Here is a 22,694-nt window from a genome sequence, read left to right as displayed (position 1 = left end):
TTATTCTTCTTCTTTTTGTAGTTCCACTTCATCCAGGCGCAGGTGCACCAGAATTTGATAGGCCGTTCCCTTGCTCTTGACCTTGATGACCTTGCGCCACTCGGCGCTGTCCGGATCGGCGTACCGTGCAATCACGCCGATGTAACGGGTCTTCTCATCAAGCTTGACGGGAGGCAGGTATTTGAACTGGCCGGGCAGCAGGGTGTAGTCCTGATGATCCAGGTAGTTCTTGCCAAGGGCCTTCTCCACATCCGCCGTCACCTGGTCATAGTCCGTAGCGAGCAGCTTGGAATCTTCAGCCAGCAGCACCACCTGAAACTCGATGGGTGCCGCCTCCCCGCTCTCGTTGGGGTTGACATCAGGCTCTGCCAACAGGCTGAGCCCCAGGGTGGAGGGCTGGTCATCGTTGCTCCCCACCTGAATATCCGGGTTCATGGCCACATCGGCCATCTTGCCCATGGTGGTACAACCGGCCAGGGCCAGCAGACAGGCCCCAAACCACAGTGCACGTATCATCAAATAAGTCCCTGTTGCTGACGCACGGCCTGGTCATACGCCTGGGCGTAGACCTGATGGAACAGCTTGTCGAACCCCTGCTGACGGGCGGAGGTGAGTTCGCGGTAGTAGTGCTGGTACATGTTCCAGGCCCAGCCTTCATCGGCCACACCCGGGGTACCGGTACGACGGTAGTGCTCGAAACGGCCGAGCAACGCCTCGGGCGAGAACGCTTGCAGGATGCTGTCCAGCGCAGCGCCAATAGCCTGCTGGTTCGCCACGTGGTGAATGCGCACATTGCGCAGACTCTCGGCCACCGCAGCAGGCGCGGTCAGGTGCACCGGGCTCTTCTGCTCGGCAAACATCACCGCCAGGGTCTCGTCATAATCGAGACCAAGGCGCAGCGGGTTATCTTCGATGGGGCGCAGGTGCTTGTCCGCCAGCGCCGCCTGATCGCTTTGCAGTTGCAGCAACCCCTCCACCATGGCACGCACTGTCTTGCCCATCTCTTCGAGCATGTCGTGGGCTTGCTGGGTGTCTTGCAGCTGCAACGGCTGGCCAAGACCACGCATCAGCGGAGTCAGGGCGACGTGATCAACGCCCTCCAGTGGCTGGAAGTCGGGGTGGTTCTCGATGGTGGGCATATCCAGAAATTCTTGGTTCATGGTGTTCTCGACGGCTGAAAATGGAGCGAGGGATACGGTGTCCATATCCGGTTGAAACTGCGGTTGAGCCTGCAGGCGAGCATCCACCAACGGACTCGGGGCCGCACGCTCCTGCTGCAATGCCAGCAGGGGGTCGACCGCCAGGGCCTGTGGATCATCCAGGGTCTGGGGGTGGTGAGGATCGCTGGCCAGCCACTCATCAAGCTGCTCGGTCGGACGGTTGCCCAGCACCTGCTGCAAACTCTGCTCGGGGGAGATGGCACCGAGATAGGCTCTCAGGCGAAAAGGGCCGACAATCAGCTCGTCACCCTGCTCGAGGTTGACCTTGCGAGCCCGCCCGATGGGCGAGGTGGCACCATTGATGTAGGTCTGGCCGCTGAGATCGCACAGACAGAAACGACCGTCATTGAGCTCGACGCGGGCATGGGCTGGCATCACCGCCCCCAACCTGTCTCGCAGTTGCCAGTCATCCTGTTCGGAGGAGCCCAATGTTCCCCCCATCTCGTCGAAGCGATATTGCACCTGCTGGCTGCCGTCGAGCTGCTCGCTGTTGAGCACCACCAGAGATAGTTGCTGGTTAAAGTCGTCCACATTCACTCCTGCACGTATTCCTACACTGAATTTCTGTGCTTATTCCTGTACACAGATCGTCACGAACGGGTCACTCGGCGGTTGGCCAAGAAAGGTACTCCACCCCAGACGGGCACTCTGCTCCTCCCCCAATCTCAGCCCCTTGGCCTGCTCCTGACCGAAGCCAAGCCGCAGATCCCAGGCCAACTGATCGCGCAAGATGAAGGAGACAAAGGTCACCAGTGCGTGGAAATGCTCCCCGTTCGGGAGAAATCCGAGAAACTGGCTAAAACTCAGATCATTGATTTTCAATAAAAACTTGCCGGCACAATCATTGACCTTGTCACCGATGACGAAGTCCTGCCCCAAGGTAGCGCCAGCACCGCCCAAGCGGTTTTGCTGCTCCGGATGGATCGGCACCTTGCGCCACTGCCAAGCACTCACTTCCACATCCGCCAAGTCGAAACAGTGGGCCACCAGACCGGCGACCACCTCGGGCGAGCGGCTGGGGCTGGCCAGCATGCCCGCATAGGAGAGCATCTTGGCGCGGTTGACCGGCAAACTCTGACAGACGGCATCGTTGCCAAGCCCCACCAGCGCAAACATCAGACGGGAGAACCCATCCTCACCGTCATCCTGAAAACGGACGTGGTAGCGATACTTGCGCCAGATCCGGTGCAGCAGGGTCAGCAGGCGGTGGTGGAAGAAATCCAGGAAAAGACCGAGCTTCTGTTCCCCCTGGGCGTACTCCCACGCCAGCGAGTCGAGGTAGTACCCCGGCATCGGCGACTGACTGCCGTGCAGACCCAGAAAGGCCACTTCCAGCTCGTGGCGCCCCTTCTCGTCGCGGCCAATTTGCAGCACATCGCTGGTGGGAAACCCCAGCGATGCAGTCGCCTTGAAACGAATATTTTCGTCACTCGGCAGGTGGTCGAGACCACGCTCCTGATCGGCACCGTCCAGCCGGTTGAGCAGCTCAACCAGCTGGAAGAAATTGAAACGGGGCGCCTCGTTGGCGGTGCTCACATCAGGGAGTGCTGACCGATCTGGACTGGCCACTGATAGCGCTCCTTGTTATCGAGATTGACCACCTCAAGCAGGTGGAAAGCGTTGACGCTGGCATAGAGCGAGAAGAAGTGGGCCAGCACGGTACTGAACAGATAGAGCTCCCCTTCGCTGCCAAAAGCGGACTGGCGGATGGAGAGCACCGACTTGAGCCCCCGCACCGGCATGCCACGCACCAGCCTGTCCACAGGCTTGGTCTCGATCTCCTCGATCCCCGCCAGCCGCTTGCGCGACGCCTGCTCTGCCTGCTTGTCGTGCAAAGCGGGAAAGTCATAGGTACGCAACACCTGCACCAGAGCATCCCGGCGCAGCAGAGAGACATAGTTGAGCGACAGGTTGGAAATCAGGGTCCAATGCAGGCTGCCATCCAGTGCCGGACGCAGCGGCCGGGTCGGCCGGATCAGGTTGCGGAAGGTAGCAAACGACGGTGAACTGCCGGTCGGTACGCAGATACTGCCCACCTTGAGGCGGGCAGCGCGGGAGCGGTTGGTGCAGGTGAGCGTCACCGAAATGGATTCATCCAGATCGACCGTAGTGGTTTCATCTCCCCGCACGAACGAGAGGCTGTGTTCGAAGCCATCACCGCTCACCGACTCTCGGACCCGCACCCGGTAATAGAGCGCCAGCCGCTGTTTGGCCCGCTCAATCTGATGCTGAAAACTTTCGAACGGCTGATAAATGCGTGGCGTGCCCCGGGCGCGGCCCAGATTGCCCTCAACCCAGCCTTCAACCTGATCCACCGAGAAGATCTCGAAACTGTCGGCATAGCGATAACTCGCCTTGAGCGGGTATTCCGCCTGACGACCGTTGAGATTGACCGGCTCGCTGTCGTGCTGAAACAGGTTGATGGCCGGCACGCAGTTGAGCATGAAAGAGTCAGGGCGGATCTTGAGCTCCGCCGGCAGCGGTCGGTCGAAACAAAAATGGATTTTGAATTCACTCACCGGCAGCGGCTGTTTGGGCCACTCGCCACCCGAGAGTTCAAAGAAGAGGAAGCTCTCCGGGAAGCAGAAATACTCCTGCAAGATCCGGTAGCCGGAGTAAACGTTGTTCGGATAGGGCAACAGCGCATCATCGCGCTCGAAGCCGACCGATTTGAGTGCCTTGGCCTCCTGACGAAAGCGCTTGCCGCCGAACTCCAGCTCGATATGGGAGAGCTGGTTGGAGAGCCAGAAGTAGAGCTCATAAGCGGTGTAGCTGTCGCCACCGAGGAAAAAGCGCAGCTTGTCCAGCTGCAACTCGCTGAGCGGCAAGGGTGCATGCAGCGCAATATCGAGCGAGATAGTCGAGAGATCGTTGCCACTTTGTGCCGTGATCTGGCGCATCTCGGCCGGATAGACCCAGGCATCATGACAAGTCTGAAAGTGGCAGGTCACATCATCGATTGGCAGGCTGTCCAGCTGACAACCCTGCCTGACCAACGCCGGTTGCGCGATGGCCCCCGGAATGACCGAAAACTGCATGATGGTCATGCTGGGAACGGGACGCAGATAGTTCGGCCAGAGCATATTGAGCAGACCGTGGGTCAGCTCGGGAAACTCGTCCTCGATTTTGGCGCGCAGGTTGCCCGTAAGAAACGCAAAGCCTTCCAGCAGGCGTTCCACATCAGGGTCGGTATTCTGCTCCGACAAAAAGCGGGTGAGTTCGGGATAGCTATCGGCAAATTCGCGCCCTTGCAGGCGCAAAAAAGCCAACTCATCCCTGAAGTAATGTTCCAGCGACATTGATCAGACCATGCGGTAGTGACGGTGACTGTCCATATGGACGTTGAACGAGGTAACTTGCTCGATATGCTCCAGCCGCACATGGGCCGTCACCTGAAACGACATCTCAAGCGGACTTGCCTGATAGTCGGGTGAACGGACATCCACATGGATGATCCGAGGTTCATAACGACGGATGCATTGCCGGATCGCCTCCCGGATCCGCCCCTTGATATCCGCACTGCCCTGGGTGGCATCATTGAAATCGATGACACCCAGCTCAGGCGCACTGCGGCAATTACCGGGACGAGTGTTGAGGATCTGCTCGAGCTGACGTTTGACAGAGTCGACCAATTCATCAACTTCCGAACGAGGGGAGGAGCCAAGCCCCTCCCCCCGGATACGATCAAACAGGCTGGCCGCATTTCCTCTATCCCAGGAAGAGAGATGCGGCATCGGGCCTTATTCCTTGTCCAGTCGACCAACCAGAGAGAGCTCGAAGCTCGCCCCCATGTACTTGAAGTGCGGACGCACGGCCATGGCAACCTGGTACCAGCCCGGCTCCCCTTCCACGTCCAGCACCTTGATCTGGGCGGCGCGCAGCGGACGACGGCTACGCACGTCTGCCGGCGGGTTCTCTTGGTCTGCAACGTACTGCTTGATCCAACCGTTCAATTCACGCTCCAGATCCTGACGCTCCTTCCAGGAGCCGATCTGCTCGCGCTGCAACACTTTGATGTAGTGCGCAAGACGATTGATGATGAACATGTAGGGCAGCTGGGTACCCAGCTTGTAGTTGGTCTCCGCTTCCTTGCCTTCCTTGGTATTGGGGAACACCTTGGGTTTTTGCACCGAGTTGGCAGAGAAGAACGCAGCGTTGTCGCTGTCCTTGCGCATGGTCAGGGTGATGAAACCCTCTTCAGAGAGTTCATACTCGCGACGGTCGGTGATGAGTACTTCGGTCGGGATCTTCGCTTGCAGCTGCCCCATGGCCTCATAGACATGCACCGGCAGATCGTGAATGGCGCCACCGCTTTGCGGGCCAATAATGTTCGGACACCAGCGGTACTTGGCGAAGCTGTCGGTCAGGGACGTGCCCATCAGATAGGCTGTGTTGCCCCACAGATAGTGATCGTGATCCGAGCTGATATCTTCCTGATAGTTGAAACCCTTGATAGGGTTTTCGGTCGGATCATAAGGCAGACGGGCCAGGAAACGTGGTGCGGTCAGCCCCAGATAACGGGCATCTTCCGACTCGCGCAGTGCACGCCACTTGGTGTATGCCGGGCCTTCGAACACCGATTTCAGATCCTTGATAGAAGGCAGATCGGTAAAGCTGTCTACGCCAAAGAAGGCAGGCGCAACAGAGGAGATGAAGGGTGCGTGGGCCATGGCACCCACTGCGCTGACATACTGCATCAGCTTGATATCAGGTGAGCTGTGCGTGAAGGCATAATCACCAATCACGGCACCCACGGGTTGACCACCAAACTGGCCGTAGCCGCTGGAGTAGACGTGTTTGTAGAGGCCGGATTGGGTGATTTCGGGGGAAAACTCGAAATCTTCCAGCAGCTCTTCCTTGGTAGCGTGCAGCACCTGGATCTTGATGTTTTCACGAAAATCGGTGCGATCTACCAACAGCTTGAGGGAGCGCCAAGAGGACTCCATCTCTTGCAGTTCTTTGGCATGCAGGATGACGTCCATCTGCTTGCTCAGCTTCTTGTCGAGCTCGACAATCATGCTGTCAACCAGCGCCTTGTTGACCGGCTCGGCGGTTGAACCGCTATCCAGAATATTGGCGATGAGCGCAGCCACACCCTGTTTGGCAACACTGTACCCCTCATCAACCGGTGTGATGCGAGCCTGCGCCATGATTTCGTCCAGCAAAGAGGACGAGGAGGCTGCACCCGCCCCCGCTTGAATCTGTTCTTCGACCAAAGACATGTTTGTTCCTTTCTCGTCAGTCAATACAACCCGCCGATCACTCGGCAGGCTTGATCAAATCCAGCTCTTTGAGCAGTTGCTCACGAGCCTCATCACTGGACAGCAGATCCTGCAGGCGGTTGCGGAAGGCAGGGATATTCCCCAACGGCCCTTTCAGGGCAACCAGTGCTTCGCGCAGTTCAAGCAGCTTGCGCAGTTCGGGCACTTGCTGAGCCACGTTGTCAGGAGTGAAGTCTTCCAGAGACTGGATTTTGATTGAAACCGGCAGTTCGTCCTGACTGTTCTCTTCCAAACGATTAGGAACGGAGAAGTTCAGTTCCAGTGCAGATTCTTTCATGACAGATGAGAAATTATTCTTGTCGATGGAGACAGTTTGACGCTCCTCAATGGGGGTATCTTCACTGCGTCCTTTCATATTACCGACCACCATCATGGTCAATGGGAGTTCAATCTCCGCCTGTTGACCGCCGGTTGCCGGTACATATTTGATATTTATACGTTCTTTGGGCGCGACTGTTGCGCCATCAATTCCTTTTCCCATGCTCTAGTACCCGAGTTGAAGGTTTTATCAAGAGAAGCAAAGCTTATAGCTAATATCATTAGCAGCAACTGTAATAAATGACAGTTGAACAAAACCAGACTTGACCTATTGAAATTAAAGATAAAAAACCGAATAAAGCCATTACTCTAATATGAAAGTAAGCATTAATCACTTACCACAATGAAACCAGCACTACGCCTACCCTAGCTGTCATAACAACATTAATTACCATTGATACAAAAGAGATTCCTTTCGATTTGAGAGCAACAAAACAAGAATAAGATCAACAGGTTATGAATTATTGGTCATTTCTTTAATCGCAACTAGCTTTATTAAATGAACTTAAATCCATCCATTTTCCAGTTAACCCCTCTCTTGGCCAAACTGATTTGCGACAACAGCTGACGCATTCTCATTAAATGTTAACACAGCTAACTCCCGCTCGGCGCCAGCATAACGATAGAAAGAGAAAATGACGACCCATCAATCAGAAAAGACCCACTTAAAGTTTGACTCTTGCTGCAAAAAAAATGATGAGTCACATATTCAGCCCCGCGTAAATGACAGAATAAAAAATACGTTGCGCAGTACAGAATGCCTGTCCGTATTGCCTAAACATCTAGTCAAGTAACGTCTCTACACATATACGCCAATAATTGTCGCTATGGCAGCGTGGCGATATAAATCACATACCCCGATTAAGGCTTCACAGGATTGTTATACGGCATAGAACACATTGATTTTATGCACGATATCGCATAGAGATGCCTGAGTGTGATATGGTGAAGGGCGCTCTTGGGCGTTGCTGCCCAAATCAGCCAGTAAGTCATGACTTCCCCAATCCCGGGTGAGCACTACATTTGGGGCTTTCTGGCTGGTAGGCCAAGAGTATTCCGCTTGTTTATGGAGCTTACAAACGTCATCACTTCTCCCATTTTGCCGTTGTAGTTACGCAGACTGATTGTCCCCGCCAGCAACTGTTTGAACCGACGCATTGCCGTCTCTGCCAACGAGAGACGGTGATACCACGATATCTTTTCCCAGCGCACCAACGCTTCCTTGCGCATCACCTGCACAGCCTCATTTGTTTGATGTCCCTTTTCCCGTAGGCCACATTCTTGCGAGGTGGAATACAGGCTGTCGCCCCTTTACCTACTATCAGTTGATGGCGGGCTTGACTGTCGTAGGCGACATCCGCATAACCTCGGCATCCCTGCTTCCCACTGGGCCAGCGGCTTGAAGCTGCCCGGCTCATAGACCCACTGCACCTGACGGGCGGCGTTGCCATCGGCCCGGTAGCTTTGTTGCTGTACCAGCTGGTCACCGTCCCAGCGATAGTGGATGCGGGTTATCGCGGTGAGTTGGCTCACCTGCCCCTCCCGCTCCTTGCCGATGCGCCAACCAAAAGGGTCGAAGCGGTAACGCCAGCGGCTACCATCGGGCAAAATGACCCGCTGCAGTCGGTCAAAGCCATCCCACTCAAATTGGGTGGTCTGGGGCCGGAAACCGGGACGTGATACCACCTTCTCACTGAGCCGTCCGCACTTGTCGTAGCGGTACTGATTTTGCCCTATCTGGCTGGCCCGGCCCGCAGCGTCATAACGGCGCAAGGGCTCGGCCTGAGCCTGTTGGCTGGATAACGGTTGCCCATCGCTGGGCAGAATATGGGAGAGCTCACAGAGGTTCAGTTCGCTGTCATAGCCAAACAGCCGAGCCTGACGCTCGTGGCCGCGCTTGCTGCGCTCGGCCACCACCTGGCCGTTGCCATTGAGTTTCCAGCCCTGTGTCGCCTCAGTGGCTGTAAAAAAACACCGGCAATATGCCGGTGTCAGAGGATTGTACTGCTGAAGGTTCCCCACAAATTTTTTGAAAAATATTAATCCATTTTATATAGGCGTTTCAAAAAGGATGAGAAACTCGAATCGACATGACATATGTTATTTCCATCCGAAGCATAAATATATATTTCACCAAGATCACTATCTCTCAACGACATAAATATGGTGTTACCACCAAAATCATAAGCAAAAGGTAAAAATTTATTAGGCCCCCAAGAACCATACTGCGTATCGCTTGGTTCTATCTCATGAATATCTTCAATTAGTTCTTCAATAGTCAGCCGACCATATTTAATTGGATTAAAACCATTTACTGGCAAGCCCCATAGCTCAGCTTCTACATCCTCCTCTGAAACAAATCCTCCATTTATCTTGAGGTAATGTGCTTTAAATGAATCTGGAATAGCCACTGGAAATATTGACTCAAACTCTTTCATGTCCTGCTCTGTTATTTTTTGAGAAAAAACAAGCTCAACCATATTTAACTCTCGCAGCATGTTAAAAGTATACATCTTACGGTCTTGCTCTTACTGAATGCCATGCTAGAATTGTCAGCTAATGAAATATTAAGGAGAATATAAAATGCCGGTACAACACCGACATTAAATAATAAGGCAATGCTTTTGAATTTTATTCAAAAGCATATAGTCAATCATCTATTTTACCTGGATAGACGGAGGAACCTTCAACCCCACCAAAATCATCATTTATGACATAAAAAGCCCCTCTTGAAGCTTGGCTGGACTCAGTCATTGTAAACTTATAATACACTTCGTCCTTCTCTATTATTTCAAAATAAAGGTTGTAAACGCCACTTTCCAAAGAAACATTTAAATCAACTCTTTCAAAAGCTGAAGATATCAAAAGTGGAAACTCACTAGTATAGTGAAAGTTCGTCACTATACATCTCTGACAATCCACATTGACCTCAAATCTGCTAACAACAGAGAAGTGTACATATGCACCAAAAGTGCCATCAACAATGGGGTCGAATATTACAAAGCCATCATTAATAATACACCCTTGACGGATATTTCCCGTCCCCCAATCACAATAGGCATCATCAAAAGGCCTATTCTCAAGCCTAATCTGACGATGAGATACCAACAAATCAACTTTATGTTCTTCAATCATATCACTTAATCGTAAAGAGTACTTTAGTGCCATCAGGAAGGTCTGCAAGTGCTTTGCCTATACTGGAACCTGCGCCTCTATTATCAGACGGGCCGATATGCTTCACACTAGCACTGACACCACCTTCTTCAAACATTGCCATGGGCCACTCATCTCGATCTAAATTTGGTTTGGTTTTAATCCCTTTAAGACTTTTCGCTCTATTGGATTTTGCACCAGACCTATCAATTGTCACGATGTATGGATGCCCATTATCCATAGCTTCTTGAATATGTTGAGTGGTTTGTGGATATACCGAACTATCAACATCGAGTTCATAATCACAATCAGAGCGAGAGCTCTTTTTGAAAATACATCCCGCCAACCCCAGCGGATCTACCCACTCTAACGGGTTATGCACATACCCCTGTGGCCTCAGCCCTCCAGCAAAACCTATCGGGTCTGACGAGATATATTGCCCCAGCTCCGTGTCAAAGTAACGGTGCCGGTTGTAGTGCAGCCCAGTCTCCTGGTCATAAATCTGACCCTGATAGCGCAACTCACAGTAGGTCTCTTCGTTGGCCGCATCCCCAATGAAGCGCCTGAGCGGTTGAGGGATTGCATCTGCGCGATAGTTGCCCCACAGCCGTTGTTCACCGCGCCAGATAATGTCACCGGCTTCGCTGCACAGCTCACGGGCGGTGCCCGCCACATCGGTCACGATACAGTGCAGACGCTCGTCCTGCTCACCAGCTTCCCACTGGGCCAGCGGCCTGAAGCTGCCCGGCTCATAGACCCACTGTACCTGACGGGCGGCGTTGCCATCCGCCCGGTAGCTTTGTTGCTGCACCAGCTGATCACCGTCCCAGCGATAGTGGACACGGGTTATCGCGGTAAGTTGGCTCACCTGCCCCTCCCGCTCCTTGCCGATGCGCCGACCAAAGGGGGCGTAGCGGTAACGCTAGCGACTGCTATCGGGCATGGTTACTCGTGAAGTAGTAATATTATTTTTCATGCTGCTGCGATAATTATTTTCATGCAGGAAGCAGAGGTTTTTATGCAGGTAAAATCCTGCTATTCAGCGATCAGTAAAAATCAACAGCACCAGGATAATCAGAAGCCAGGTTTACATTCATAAGGTTGTGTTGCGTCGAGTTTAAGACGACTTTTTGTCAGCCACTGTTTTGTGAAATCATCATCAGGCATCAAAATTTTTCCATTTTCTGCAACCTTTAGCTTAAATGCTCCGTTGGAATAGAGTGTAATAACCCTGTCATCCCCTTCCCCTTCGACAACATACCCTGCATTAATAAAATCATAAAGGGCCATTCCCGCCTTACAAAAGGTCAGTGATTTTGCTAGCGCGTCATGATCTTCATTGACATACACACCTTCCAGCCACTGAGGTTCCTCACTTTTAATCAGCGCAGAAAATAGAGTGAGAGATATAATGAGAGTATTGAGATAGATCTTTTTCATAAAAAGCACCTGTATAATTATAGTATCGCCATTCAATCAGAGGTTATCGTCGGCCAACCCTGCACAACTTTTCCACCATGAGCACATCCATCTCCCATTCTGACAACAGGTTTGCCCTGAATGGTAAAGACAGATGACCCAGAAACCAACCCATCTGATGCACCAACACCTGTACATAATGCTTTACCACCGACAACAGCAACAGGGACACCGTTAATGGTGACAATAGCCTGTCCGGCATCAATAATTGGCCCCCCAACATGTGGGACAGGCCCTGGTTCAACTTTTGGGCAGACATGCATGTGCCCCAGTATTGCGATAGGTTTTCCCATAACACTTTCCTATAGTAAATAAGGTCTTTTACTTTTCTCTCTTAACGCATCAGTCTGGCTACGATTAATTCTTATGCGACCATTAAAATCGCCACCATTCGACCAAGAAAACAGGCAAGCATCAGTACGCTGAATGAATGGGTTGAGCTCAATCAAAAATACGTTAAAATTTCCATCCTGATAGGTTACCGCAATATCTGCAACAACATGTTCAATGTGCAACAGTGGAATAAGCTTTTGCAAAAAAACAATTATCAATTGACGTATTTCATCAGCATTCTTAAGGAGGAACGGAAAATATTCAAGGCAATGATATTGAGATACACCAACTACACTGCCATTTTTAATAAAGCACCTAAATTCCCCCCATCGAGGAATATCATGCCATGCTCGTAAAAACAACCATGCTGGCGTTGATGATTGAATACAATCCCAGAGATAAGATGCGACCCGAATGCTAGATACTGATAACTGCTTCACTACTGCGTCTACATTTTCAATATGCGGAATACTTCTATCATGATAACTGACCCCACCAAATCGTACAAAAACTGGCCCTGTGAATCTAGACAATGCATATTCAATATCATCTCGTAATTGTTCAGAAAGTGACTTTCTTTCTAATAATCGCTTTGCATCCATGAATTCTTGAGTGCAAGAAGCAATTGCAATTACATCGTTATCTTGAAGCTCAATACCTTCACTTTTGAAAGAAAGAGCTAGTAATTCCTCCGGCCAGTTTTCAATGAAAGTCAGATCGTGATCAGTGTACATATCTAGTTAGCCTTGATATAAAAACAATACTAAAATGATGTATTACATTCGCTAGTGATAGACTTTAAATTATTTACACCTAAAAGCAAACATTAAAACCATGCACTATCCACGAGTAGAGTTTAATTTTAAAATCGCCCATTAAAAGTCACTTAACAACTTATAAAGGAGATTTCAGTCACGAATTATAATTCACTTTCCGATGCAGGTTTATGTAAAAAATCCTTTAACGACAAAGCCAACAACCCCAGTCCATCACCCACAATTAAATTATCTACGTAATATCTCCAATGAAATATATTTCTATAGGTGGGTGAGTCAGGCCTCACATCATAAATAATATATGCATCACCGTCATCATCATATTCTGAACCAATCGCAATTAAACCATTAGGTAACAGCGAGCGATTATCATATATTGACTCTTGTAATAACTTTGTTGAGGTCATAACCCTACTTGTGGAAGATAAGGTGACCATGACCGTCATCCTAGTTTTTCCATTATATCTTGCGATAAAATTATCTACATCATCCCGTGGGCTACATGCTTGATCCGATACCAAACAGATATAATCGATATATTCATCTGGCAATTTAATCGACAGTGCCTTTTCCACATCGGCAAGTCTGCTTTTTACAGTGATTGGATCAATAAATAAATCTGGTTCATCGGTTTCCCATTTCACCAAGTCTTCATTTTGTATCTTCATACTAAAAATCTTCACCACGCTACATTGAGTTACCACCAGCATGGGCTGTGCCACTGTTAGACAATAGCTAGCGCTTATAAGTTGTCTTCTGACGTTGGCATATGTAAAAACTCTTTCAGTGATCGTGCGACAAACCCCAACCCATCGCCAACCACCAAATTATCGACATAATAGCGCCAATGAAAAATATGCTGATAGGTTGCAGATTCCTCTCGCACATCATAGATAAGATAAGCTTCTGCATTATCATCATAATCACATGCAATCACAATAAATCCATTTGTCAGCAAAGTTCTATGGTCGTAAATGGACTCTTGAGACAGCTTGGTGTAATCAATTACTTGCTCCGTAGGAAAAAAAATGTTCATCACGACAACCATAGCCTTATGATTGTACCTAGCTAAAAAGCGATCATTTCCTTCATCCTCAAAAAAAATCCCTTGATCCTCTGTGAGAAGAAGGAAGTCTTTGTATTCATCAGGGAGTTTAACGGAAAGTTCGCGCTCAATATAGTTGATCGCAGCTTGGATTTTTACTTTATCTGCAATACTTGATACATCTTTATTTTCCCATCTCCAGTTAACTAAATCTTGTTTTTCAATCGCCATTTAAAAATCCTTACTATTCAACATTGAGTTACCACCAGCATGGGCTGTACCACTATTAGAAATACCGGTATCCGCATCTTTGTATGCATGATGTACGCTTTTATCAACGAAACTCATAGTAACGCCATCTGGTTCATGATGCCATGCCCCCACACGGTCATTATTGACACGGTCGAAGTTTTTACCGTATTTTTCACGGTACGCGTTCCTAGCAGATTGAAAGTCATTCGCATTCCCTTCCATTGCAATTTCGACTTGATAGGGTTTTCCTCCGTCACCAATCGCTTTACCATCCTTTAAAGGTGGAAACCCTGAAAAATCCGGGTGGCCATCTTTGAAAGGAACACCCTCTTTGCCATGGCGCTTGACCGCTTCATAGAGGCTTTTGTTCTTCTCCGGATCGGGTTTGTACATTCCTGTACCTTCAGGACAAGGTTTTCCATCAGGTCCAACCCAGCTCCCTTTTTTAGAAGAGGGGAGACGACCAGGGTCCATTTTTCCTTTCGCAAGTCGCCTACACTCCTCTGTTGTACATTTCTTTAACTCTTTATCCAGATTCTTAGCCCTGTTTTTCTTAATAATCTCATTCCAGTATTTTTTTGCATTTTCCCGTGTTGAAGCAAATAACTTAGTATTAAGTGCAGCTTTGGCTTTTGATAAAGCAGCTGTCACATCTGCCACTTTCGCTGCTATTTTTGTACCTTTTGCAGCGTCACCGAAAATTGGGATAAGCCCCAATGCATCAAGAGCAGCCCCTCCCCAGTCCCCCGTGAACAGTGAGCGACCTAATGAGACGACATCGGCTGCGGTACCAAATGGTGGCGGCGCCATACCAGCAGCTGCCAAGCCGCTATCCACCACCACAGCATTAAATTTCGACTCCATTTCCATGACATCCTTGCGAGCGGCTTCGATCTCCGGACTATCACTTCGTTTTTTTATATTTGACATGGTTTTTACCTAGCTGGTCAATCCCACTCACCCCGGAAACCAGTAATTGGGGTGGCTGTTCATGATGGCATCCGCACCTTGTTCATCATCGATATCAATGAATAAGGCTTCCAGTCGCTCATCCTCGCTGCGTGAGGTATCAGATAGAATTTGTCTAAATCCGTCAAACTCAAAAAAATTAGACCCAATCCCCCACATGAAATACAGGAACTTTGCCTGATTGGTTGGCTTGTGAATATTGAATCGTTTGGCTATTTCACGTCCATTAAGTGTCATTGTATACAAGGTCTCTGGTGTGTGCCCTTGCTTGTGCTCGGGTAATGTTTCTTCCATGACCTCATCAACAAACCATCGGGAGAAATCTTTATCACTCACCAAATGCGATTCCATTTGCAGATTGTCAAAGTGCCACATGGGTTGATATCTCCTCAGGTCGCGTGGCCATCGGCAAGGCCAGTTTTACTATTTTTAATTGGTTGCTAGCATACACGTAATGCATTAGTTGCTCAGGTTCATCAGCAGTTTCCGCATACGCTGCATAAAGTGGATAAAAGAATTCCGCCAGTTGTTCCTGTGTCAAATTCGGGATAAAGTGATTGAATGTTTTTGGTTGATAGAACCGGAAAAAATATGTTCTGCCTGCATTAGTTATTTTGGTGAATTTTTTCAAGTGTCTGGCCAGTGGTATCACTGACAAAGGGCTACGGATAATAATACCCCACTGTTTCATATACCCTTCTGCCAGCCACCAATCCAAGACATCACTAGTGATATCCACCTGAACGAGATAAGGTGCAACATGTCCTAAATCATCCAGAATGGAAACATCAAATAACGAACGGTAGATAGGAGAAAAACCTTCCAAGCAAACAGAAATATCCGGACTTGCCGCAGCATTCAGCAACAAGTAGGTATTCAGTGTTATCTCCTGCCCATTATAATTAATGGATTCAGGTGTGAATATAGTAGCTTTTAAACCATCACTCACCAGCTCATATGGATTATCTAGCACTCAAGGCTCCCTCTTCATTTCTTTTTATAAGGACACTCTTCAGTAAAGGGCTTATCACTACTCAGGGCGGCAGCTTGCTCTGCTGCGCCGCCAGACATATCAATCGATGACGCTTTCATCTTGATCGTCTTTGCCTTAATTGTAATACCGCTATCATCGATGGTGATCGTCCCCCCCGGCCCACCGATAACAACCTTCTCCTTGGCGTACAAGGTGTGTTTCAATGTTCTCGAAAATATTGAACCTTTAGTTTCGATGTCATACTTATCGCCAACCAAAAGTTTAAAAACTTGTCCCACGGAGAGTGTTTGGGTATGGCCCACCAACGTATTCTTATAGAGACCGACCTGCTCTGTACTAGCAATACCTGTTGTATCAGAGCGAAATTTCTCCACAACGGTGTTATATATACCAGAACCGGGCATTAAATTTGAAAGTAGTCCAGCGAGTGATGTACCTTTTGATGCCATTTCAGCACCAGCATTTGCTTTGAAGCTTCCGGCATCTTTAAATGATTGTCCCGCCGACAATGATAGCGTTTCAGCTGCAGCGCCAACTTTACTGATATCATCAGCAAATTGTTCAACCCCTGGCTCACCTACTTTCGTAGACTCCTTCTTCATAAACTTTCCGCTGTTGGAGATCAGGCTGAATAACCCCCCTAACAAACCTAGTCCTTGTCCCCCCACCGTCAGATTCATATTTCCTCCGACGCGGTGCTGGTGATGCTTACCAATGTCTGTGCTCTGGTTTTCCCCAATGCTTTCCACCGCACTAGAGTCCACTCTGGTCATCATGTCATGCAGTACTTTTACTGACATATCCTTCTGAGCATGGATATGAATGTTCTCCTGCCCCGACTCATCCTCGAACGAGAGCTCGTTGTATCCACTCCCTCGGTGAGAATCCGAGCGAAGAACTGTCTTGGTTTTATGTCCTGGTAAGGGGTACGGTGATGGGTTAATGGCGTGAAAGGTCCGCCCGGTCACGATGGGCTGATCAGGATCCCCTTCGAGGAAACTCACAATCACTTCATGGCCGATGCGTGGTATGGCCATCAGTCCATACTGACCACCCGCCCAGCCCTGACTAACCCTAACCCAACACGAACTCTGCTCATCGCTGGCACCATAGCGATCCCATGGGAACTGCAACTTCACTCGACCAAACTCGTCACAATATATTTCTTCACCGGAAGGCCCCACGACTGTGGCTATTTGGGGACCATCCACCATGGGCTTATGTGGTAAGAGCGGTCGCCAGGTTTGCAGCGCTTTCACAACCGAGAACTCATTGGTAACAGTTGTCGCACCATCCCCGCCTTCTTCTTCCAGTGCTTGAGGCTGCTTGCCGGTATGAAAAATGCTGACGATTTGCCAATCGGTATTCAACGCTGCATTTGGGTGCTCACTCAATGCAAAAGTCTGGCCCGGCAACAGCGCCGCACAGTTTGATTGGCCTCGGCTTGCAATGGCATCCCTGCGCAGAGCATCAAGCCGATACTGGGTAAACGATTTGCCACTGGGGTCTTGCTTGAAGCGTCCTGGGTAGTCGAAGTGCTGGTAGGTATCGCGCTGGTGCTCTAGCTCGGCTCCCATCTTCTTGTGGGACAAGGCATAGGCCGGGGTCTTGAAGCTGTAATCCTTGAGCTCTACTTCAGCCTGACGCACTACTTCTCGATAGTGGAACTGGCGAATGTAAGGCCCTTGCTCCAGTGAGCGGTTCCCTAAATTGAAGAAGAGCGCAGGTCCATCAGTGAGTGCAGCTGCATCATCTGCGAGCACGAGCCGATGTTTGCCTGCTTCAAACTCATGGAAATAGAACATCCCCTCTTCTGCGGCGAGGCGATTAATGAATTCAAGGTCAGATTCCCGGTACTGTACGCAGTACTCCCGCTGAGCATGGGCGTTTTTGAGTGCAAAGGCGTAATCAGTAATGCCATGCTCTTGTAGCAGGGCGCCAATGATCTCTTCCGGCTTTTGGGCCTGGAAAATACGGGCATTATGACGCAGACCCAATCGCCACAGCGCAGGTTTGACTTCCATGCTGTAGCGCGTTCTGCGAAAACCGCTGTCGCCTTGTTCGAACTGACTCACCACACCGTTCACACGTCGCTGCAACTCGCCGTTGTACCACACCAGCAACTCACAAGGTTGATCCAGTACCGCACCAAAATCGATATCCGGCTGACTACTCGCCAGTTGCAATGAAAGGGTGAACGGATCGCTTAATGCCTCATGCAACGTAAAACTTGCCACAACAAACGTGGTGGCAGGCAGCGCGCCCACCTTAACGGTGAATTGCAATCCGGTCTGATTAGCCATGATATCTCCCTATCACCTTTCGAAACTGCGCCAGAAACCTGTCAAAACACCACGCTACCGCCCTCTCCGGTACACAAGTGGTCACCAAAGATAAGTAACATGACGGGTAATACGATGTGTGTGTCTGCATAACAGAACACTCCTTATTGCTTTGCCATCCCTCCGCATTCACCGGCAGGGCACCAAACCCCAGCAGGGGGATGGCAAAACAGAAAAGCTCCAGCCAACCCGTTGGCCAGGCTGGAGAAAATGCACAGTACAAGAAGCCGGTTGAACAACCGGCTCAAAGACACATTACTACTTACAAGGAATACCAAAGTACCGAAGCACGGCTTACGCCTCGATGGGGGCGCGCCAGTCGTCCGCACCGGAAGTACCGGCAACGGTGTGTTCCCAGTCAATCTTGCGGTAAGCCATGGAGACCTGGATAAGCTGGGTGAAGTCAGACTTCGCCGGGTCCTGGCAGTGCGGCATCTGGCAGTCGATGTCAACGATGGTGGCATCGGTCAGTACGGTAGAGAAGAAGTGCTCCTGCTTGCCCTCAACGGAGGTGCGGTACCACTTCAGGGTCACTTTCGGCAGCATCTCGCCGGAAGCCAGAGAGTTGTACATCAGCGGCACGGCTTTGTTCAGCGCAACGGTGAACTTGAACGGTTTGTGGACACGCTGACCAGCCGGCTGACCGGATTGCGGGTCGGTCGGGACAGTCACAACGTGCTGGAACTCTTGTACCAGCATCTCGTCTTCGTGACCTTGTACGAAGATGTTGCCGACGGAATCGGAGGTGAAGGCACCAGCGGTGATGTTGCCCTGGGTTTTACCTTCGATGCTGATATAACATGGAGTTGGCATGTGTATGCTCCTAAATAGGTTGGTTAAACGAGATAGCACTCAACCAGCCTACAGCAGCAACCATGCCACCTTTTTTATCTGTTATTTATCAACAGCTTAGACTCACACCTCAATACCAACCATCTCACCCTGAGCAATGTTTCGCTCAAACAGATGAAATTGACTGCTAAACGTTGCACATGAAGTCAATTCCACCATAAATTGGGCAATTTCTTGCTCAGGCCAGCATCAACAAACTTCATCGTCAATGTTTCGCACTTGTGCTGTATCGATGTTCAGCCTGACCATCCCTTGCTTCAGGGCCAAAGAGATTGCCTGATTCTTGCTGCTAGCCCCCAGCTTCTCCGCAATGCGCTCCAAGTGAAAGGTCACAGTCCGAGGTTTAATTCCCAAGATCTTGGCAAGATCGCTGACCTGCTTTCCCTCCGCCGCCCACAGGCATACCTCCTACTCCCTCTGACTCAAGGGCTCACGAAGCACCGTATCTGACAGGCAAACTCGAACAACGGCTTCGAAAATGTGTGTCGCCAACCAGCTCAGAAAAGGGATCGCACTCAGCCATTGATGTTCAGTCAGGGGTGTACGCGTGATGAGCGAGAGCAGCCCTACTTGGCCATTAGGCCCATGCCAAGGGATGGTGATGCCATCACGTAATCCAGCCTCTCGAGCTAGCATCATGACCTCCAATCCAACAGCATCCTGTTGGTCACAACACTCGGCAATGAGATTGGCCCACAGGATTGGCGTGCTATAGACCATGCCTTTACGCACGACCGGATCGACAGTCAGAAAGTCGCGTTCGTTATACACCTGAACCCATTCCGTAGGACAGCCATTGAAGATCCGCACGTCAGGACGCTGTATCGAACTCGGAGAAATGAACCCCAACCGAAAATGGTCAAACCCCATCTGCTGACATAGTGAGCGGAGTAAGGTCACGATAGACTGCTCATCAAGAGCGGTACCGAACTCGGTGATCAACGTCAGTGCATCGGTAGTATTGAGGAGATAGAGCGGAGTAATGGTCAATCGTTCGGCTTAAAAGCGAGTAAACATACTAAATACTATCAATAATTAATCAGGCAGCACAATATCCCACCAGTTGTTGATGAGACCTAGCATGAACGGCGTATTGCTCCCCTGGCCATACCCGAAAGCTTGTCCCTCTAGATAAACAAGTGCACGATACAAGCAGGATCAATTGTCGATGCTGCGTTGATGTCGGGCGACTAATTGACACCAAGGACAGCAGAACAAGTCTCGCCACGTGAGGGGGCGTTGAGATTCCCGGAACTGGTGAACTGCTGATGAGGTTGCTGGTGTTCGTCAAACCAGTAGGTGAAAATCTGCAGCTCCCACAGTAAATACTGCTGCCACCTTTACTCGGTACTTGTTGCTCATCGAACAGTACAATCCCGTACAACGCTCGAACCCTGGCAAAATCGCGTTCTATGGACCAAGGCGAGATGCCAAACACGTCTGCTGCTTCAGGGACACTGATTGCTCGCTGTTGGTCATGTAGTCAATGTGCTAATTGCAAGAAACGCGGCAAAGGTGACTTCGGATCGATTGACATGTCATTTCGCTGGGTAATGGGTAGGCACGTTAGACTACCCATTGAGCAATTTGTTCAGATGATTACGGTGAATACCCTAGCTAGCGACATGTCAGCAAGACTTTGGCTTCGTTGCGTATCGCACAATATCGCTGCGTGAGGAGGGAACGCTTTTCAACTCGCCAATCGCCATATTTAGCTAGACAGAGCTTGGGGCGATGTGGGTCCCAACTATCAATAGCTTCACGTCATCGCGCATCCAAATCGGTACGTTCTGCTTCTAAGTCTTTTATGGCTGGCTTCGCGAGCGGCTATGAGGAATTTGGTGATAATCGTGGTGCTGGCTACCGGAATCTAACTGGTGATCCACTGATTACAAATCAGTTGCTATACATACTGAGCTAAGCCAGCATCATGCGCCAAGCTAAAGGATGTTTTGAATAATGTCATTAGAGCAGCCCTCAGTCATGCGACAGATGATTACCGAATATTCCTGGTTCGTAACGACGAGAGCTGGCGTTAATTGGGTGACGGAGCCAGTAAAAAGAAGGACCATACCGTGAGGGCATGGCCTTGTCTATTTAGATGAGGAACTCGTCCAGCTGACGACCTTGATCGAGTTGCTCAGCCAAGAACTTGGGTGTACGGCCCTGACCGGTCCAGGTTTTCTCTACACCATTTTCAACATAACGGTATTTCGGGAGCCGAGGTGCTCGTTTAGCTTTAGCCGCAGTCGCTGCTGCTGGGGCACTGCCTACCAACTCAGTCGGGTCAATGCCAGCTTGAGCCAGCATCGCTTGGAACTCAGCCAGCTTTTGCTGATGCTCAGCTTGGGCGGCCTGTTCTTTCTCCGCTACATCTAGCCGCTCCAGATAAGTCATTTAGATTTTCTCGCGTGCTTCTTTGAGCTGATCCAGAGACAATTCACGCATCACTGCACACAGTGCTACGGATGTTTAGATGTAGTAGTCAACTAAATCTGGACTCTCGGTTAGGCCGAGTCTCGACCTTTGTTGGCGCTATCCCGTCATTACAATGATATGAACGCCGGCAATTGTGGTGTTCTATCAGGTAATATTCGATCAAATATGGGTGAGTCACTACTGCTGGCCCCTAAAAAAACAGCTGCTGCCGACTATCAGCAATCGGCATAGCAGTGACAACCAATACTGAAGTTCCGCTGTTGGGTATGGCTCCAGATGCAGAAACAGGAGTCACTTCAAGGACAAGGTATTTGCCTATATCATCCAGGGTGGGAATGTAGTTGATACCTCCGGCAATTAGCACTTTGTTGAAACTCCCAGCCTGATCATCAGCCCGATACCACAAGTAATAGTGTTCACCTGCAGGATCTCCGTCAACATCTTCATAGATAAAATGGCCCGTCAACATCTGACCCACAATGCCATTACCAATAATCTGCACATCCCTTGCAACAGGAGGTGTTCCAATCATATGTGCGACAACCTCTTGACTCCATGTGCTCTGTCCCTGAGTGTCTTGTGGATATCCACTAGGTGTGATCGCTCTGGCGACGACGTATCTGTTACCCGGTGTAGTGAACATTTGTTTTTGCCCTTCTACACAGGTTCCCTCCCCCCCAGGCTGAGTGCACCATCGAAACTGGTATTGAATAGGATCACCGTCGGGATCACTGGAGTGGGCATTGGCAGTCAATAATTGCCCCAATCGAAAGCTTGGGACAGAAAGCACAGGTTGCACAGGTCCCCCCTTACCGTGAACCGGCAACGTATGCTCACTCTCCATCGCAATCACAGGAAATATACCAATCATCAGCCATCGTACAAGACTAGCTATTCGAAATATTAACAACGTCATCATTTCAATCCATTTCATGATAATCATCTCCACTCTGCTACTTATGCATCACATTAAACTTGCAGTTAATATCCGTTTTTATCTCTGAGCTCAACAGCCCAGCGGGGGCTCGTGCGAGCCTCACAAAGATACAGATTAACGGAGCAATTTAAAGTCAGAAAATGCTGACTTTCGATACAGCTTAGGTCTGGTCAATCACACCAACGCACGCCATTCGGAAATATCCGACGCACAGAATAAAAATTATTCATCTTCGGTTCACTTGCGAACCGGATATAATATATTTAGTTTTTTGTCGATTAAATAACTCGCACAGTTCCCGCT

General features: G+C 49.9%; 24 protein-coding genes, 1 tRNA gene and 2 pseudogenes. All 27 read right to left on the bottom strand.

Going from position 1 to position 22,694, the window contains the following annotated elements; genetic code table 11:
• On the bottom strand, positions 1 to 516 hold the full coding sequence (gene tssJ / locus AB5Y99_RS08990; protein WP_019444945.1) for a type VI secretion system lipoprotein TssJ: 516 nt from the start codon (positions 514 to 516) through the stop codon (positions 1 to 3).
• Positions 516 to 1,751, bottom strand: a complete 1,236-nt coding sequence (gene tagH / locus AB5Y99_RS08985; protein WP_368209473.1) for a type VI secretion system-associated FHA domain protein TagH — start codon at positions 1,749 to 1,751, stop codon at positions 516 to 518. Before tagH ends, tssJ begins: the two co-directional genes overlap by 1 nt.
• 39 nt (positions 1,752 to 1,790) lie before the next feature.
• Positions 1,791 to 2,789, bottom strand: coding sequence for a type VI secretion system baseplate subunit TssG (gene tssG / locus AB5Y99_RS08980; protein WP_368209472.1), 999 nt, complete (start codon positions 2,787 to 2,789; stop codon positions 1,791 to 1,793).
• On the bottom strand, positions 2,753 to 4,519 hold the full coding sequence (gene tssF / locus AB5Y99_RS08975; protein ID WP_368209470.1) for a type VI secretion system baseplate subunit TssF: 1,767 nt from the start codon (positions 4,517 to 4,519) through the stop codon (positions 2,753 to 2,755). Before tssF ends, tssG begins: the two co-directional genes overlap by 37 nt.
• Positions 4,520 to 4,522: 3 nt before the next feature.
• Entirely contained in the window at positions 4,523 to 4,954 is a 432-nt protein-coding gene (gene tssE / locus AB5Y99_RS08970) for a type VI secretion system baseplate subunit TssE (RefSeq protein WP_323891522.1), read from the bottom strand.
• Between the two features lie 6 nt (positions 4,955 to 4,960).
• On the bottom strand, positions 4,961 to 6,442 hold the full coding sequence (tssC, locus tag AB5Y99_RS08965; RefSeq protein WP_323891524.1) for a type VI secretion system contractile sheath large subunit: 1,482 nt from the start codon (positions 6,440 to 6,442) through the stop codon (positions 4,961 to 4,963).
• A 37-nt stretch (positions 6,443 to 6,479) separates the two neighbouring features.
• Positions 6,480 to 6,983, bottom strand: coding sequence for a type VI secretion system contractile sheath small subunit (gene tssB / locus AB5Y99_RS08960; RefSeq protein ID WP_368209468.1), 504 nt, complete (start codon positions 6,981 to 6,983; stop codon positions 6,480 to 6,482).
• An 854-nt stretch (positions 6,984 to 7,837) separates the two neighbouring features.
• A pseudogene (locus AB5Y99_RS08955) lies at positions 7,838 to 8,184 on the bottom strand (transposase); the annotation flags it as partial.
• Positions 8,132 to 8,506, bottom strand: a complete 375-nt coding sequence (locus AB5Y99_RS08950) for a hypothetical protein (protein WP_368209485.1) — start codon at positions 8,504 to 8,506, stop codon at positions 8,132 to 8,134. The pseudogene AB5Y99_RS08955 and the gene AB5Y99_RS08950, both read right to left, overlap by 53 nt.
• Before the next feature lie 353 nt (positions 8,507 to 8,859).
• Positions 8,860 to 9,300 (bottom strand): SMI1/KNR4 family protein, encoded by a 441-nt coding sequence (locus AB5Y99_RS08945; protein ID WP_368209467.1) that lies wholly within the window; start codon positions 9,298 to 9,300, stop codon positions 8,860 to 8,862.
• A gap of 169 nt (positions 9,301 to 9,469) precedes the next feature.
• Positions 9,470 to 9,955, bottom strand: coding sequence for a competence protein ComJ (gene comJ / locus AB5Y99_RS08940; RefSeq protein WP_368209466.1), 486 nt, complete (start codon positions 9,953 to 9,955; stop codon positions 9,470 to 9,472).
• 1 nt (position 9,956) lies between these two features.
• Entirely contained in the window at positions 9,957 to 10,841 is an 885-nt protein-coding gene (locus AB5Y99_RS08935; RefSeq protein ID WP_368209464.1) for an RHS repeat-associated core domain-containing protein, read from the bottom strand.
• 206 nt (positions 10,842 to 11,047) lie between these two features.
• Entirely contained in the window at positions 11,048 to 11,413 is a 366-nt protein-coding gene (locus AB5Y99_RS08930; protein WP_368209463.1) for a hypothetical protein, read from the bottom strand.
• 32 nt (positions 11,414 to 11,445) lie between these two features.
• On the bottom strand, positions 11,446 to 11,745 hold the full coding sequence (locus AB5Y99_RS08925; protein ID WP_100646478.1) for a PAAR domain-containing protein: 300 nt from the start codon (positions 11,743 to 11,745) through the stop codon (positions 11,446 to 11,448).
• Positions 11,746 to 11,754: 9 nt separating this feature from the next.
• A complete protein-coding gene (locus tag AB5Y99_RS08920; RefSeq protein ID WP_368209462.1) occupies positions 11,755 to 12,519 on the bottom strand; it encodes a hypothetical protein in 765 nt (254 codons plus the stop codon).
• Positions 12,520 to 12,704: 185 nt separating this feature from the next.
• Positions 12,705 to 13,271 (bottom strand): SMI1/KNR4 family protein, encoded by a 567-nt coding sequence (locus tag AB5Y99_RS08915; RefSeq protein WP_368209461.1) that lies wholly within the window; start codon positions 13,269 to 13,271, stop codon positions 12,705 to 12,707.
• A 32-nt stretch (positions 13,272 to 13,303) separates the two neighbouring features.
• Complete coding sequence (locus tag AB5Y99_RS08910) at positions 13,304 to 13,837, bottom strand: SMI1/KNR4 family protein (RefSeq protein WP_368209460.1); 534 nt, start codon at positions 13,835 to 13,837, stop codon at positions 13,304 to 13,306.
• Entirely contained in the window at positions 13,838 to 14,788 is a 951-nt protein-coding gene (locus tag AB5Y99_RS08905; RefSeq protein ID WP_368209459.1) for a hypothetical protein, read from the bottom strand.
• A 27-nt stretch (positions 14,789 to 14,815) separates the two neighbouring features.
• The gene (locus AB5Y99_RS08900) at positions 14,816 to 15,202 is read right to left on the bottom strand and encodes a hypothetical protein (protein WP_368209458.1); all 387 of its coding nucleotides are present in this window, start codon (positions 15,200 to 15,202) and stop codon (positions 14,816 to 14,818) included.
• Complete coding sequence (locus AB5Y99_RS08895) at positions 15,189 to 15,800, bottom strand: DUF4123 domain-containing protein (protein ID WP_368209457.1); 612 nt, start codon at positions 15,798 to 15,800, stop codon at positions 15,189 to 15,191. Before AB5Y99_RS08895 ends, AB5Y99_RS08900 begins: the two co-directional genes overlap by 14 nt.
• A gap of 14 nt (positions 15,801 to 15,814) precedes the next feature.
• Positions 15,815 to 18,124, bottom strand: a complete 2,310-nt coding sequence (locus AB5Y99_RS08890; protein WP_368209455.1) for a type VI secretion system tip protein VgrG — start codon at positions 18,122 to 18,124, stop codon at positions 15,815 to 15,817.
• A 333-nt stretch (positions 18,125 to 18,457) separates the two neighbouring features.
• Positions 18,458 to 18,976 (bottom strand): type VI secretion system effector Hcp1, encoded by a 519-nt coding sequence (hcp1, locus tag AB5Y99_RS08885; RefSeq protein ID WP_005332563.1) that lies wholly within the window; start codon positions 18,974 to 18,976, stop codon positions 18,458 to 18,460.
• A gap of 228 nt (positions 18,977 to 19,204) precedes the next feature.
• A complete protein-coding gene (locus tag AB5Y99_RS08880) occupies positions 19,205 to 19,414 on the bottom strand; it encodes a helix-turn-helix transcriptional regulator (RefSeq protein WP_368209483.1) in 210 nt (69 codons plus the stop codon).
• Positions 19,415 to 19,423: 9 nt separating this feature from the next.
• A complete protein-coding gene (locus AB5Y99_RS08875; protein WP_368209454.1) occupies positions 19,424 to 20,005 on the bottom strand; it encodes an autoinducer binding domain-containing protein in 582 nt (193 codons plus the stop codon).
• Between the two features lie 861 nt (positions 20,006 to 20,866).
• Positions 20,867 to 20,942, bottom strand: a tRNA-Thr gene (locus tag AB5Y99_RS08870).
• A gap of 170 nt (positions 20,943 to 21,112) precedes the next feature.
• Positions 21,113 to 21,463: pseudogene (locus tag AB5Y99_RS08865) on the bottom strand (H-NS family nucleoid-associated regulatory protein).
• A 181-nt stretch (positions 21,464 to 21,644) separates the two neighbouring features.
• Positions 21,645 to 22,388, bottom strand: coding sequence for a hypothetical protein (locus AB5Y99_RS08860; RefSeq protein WP_368209453.1), 744 nt, complete (start codon positions 22,386 to 22,388; stop codon positions 21,645 to 21,647).
• Positions 22,389 to 22,694 lie beyond the last annotated feature (306 nt).

The sequence above is a fragment of the Aeromonas sp. R4-2 genome (assembly GCF_040908295.1).
In the GTDB taxonomy this organism is placed as follows: domain Bacteria; phylum Pseudomonadota; class Gammaproteobacteria; order Enterobacterales; family Aeromonadaceae; genus Aeromonas; species Aeromonas veronii.
Note: the sequence above shows the minus strand (reverse complement) of the source record. Positions and strands in the feature narration are given on the sequence as shown.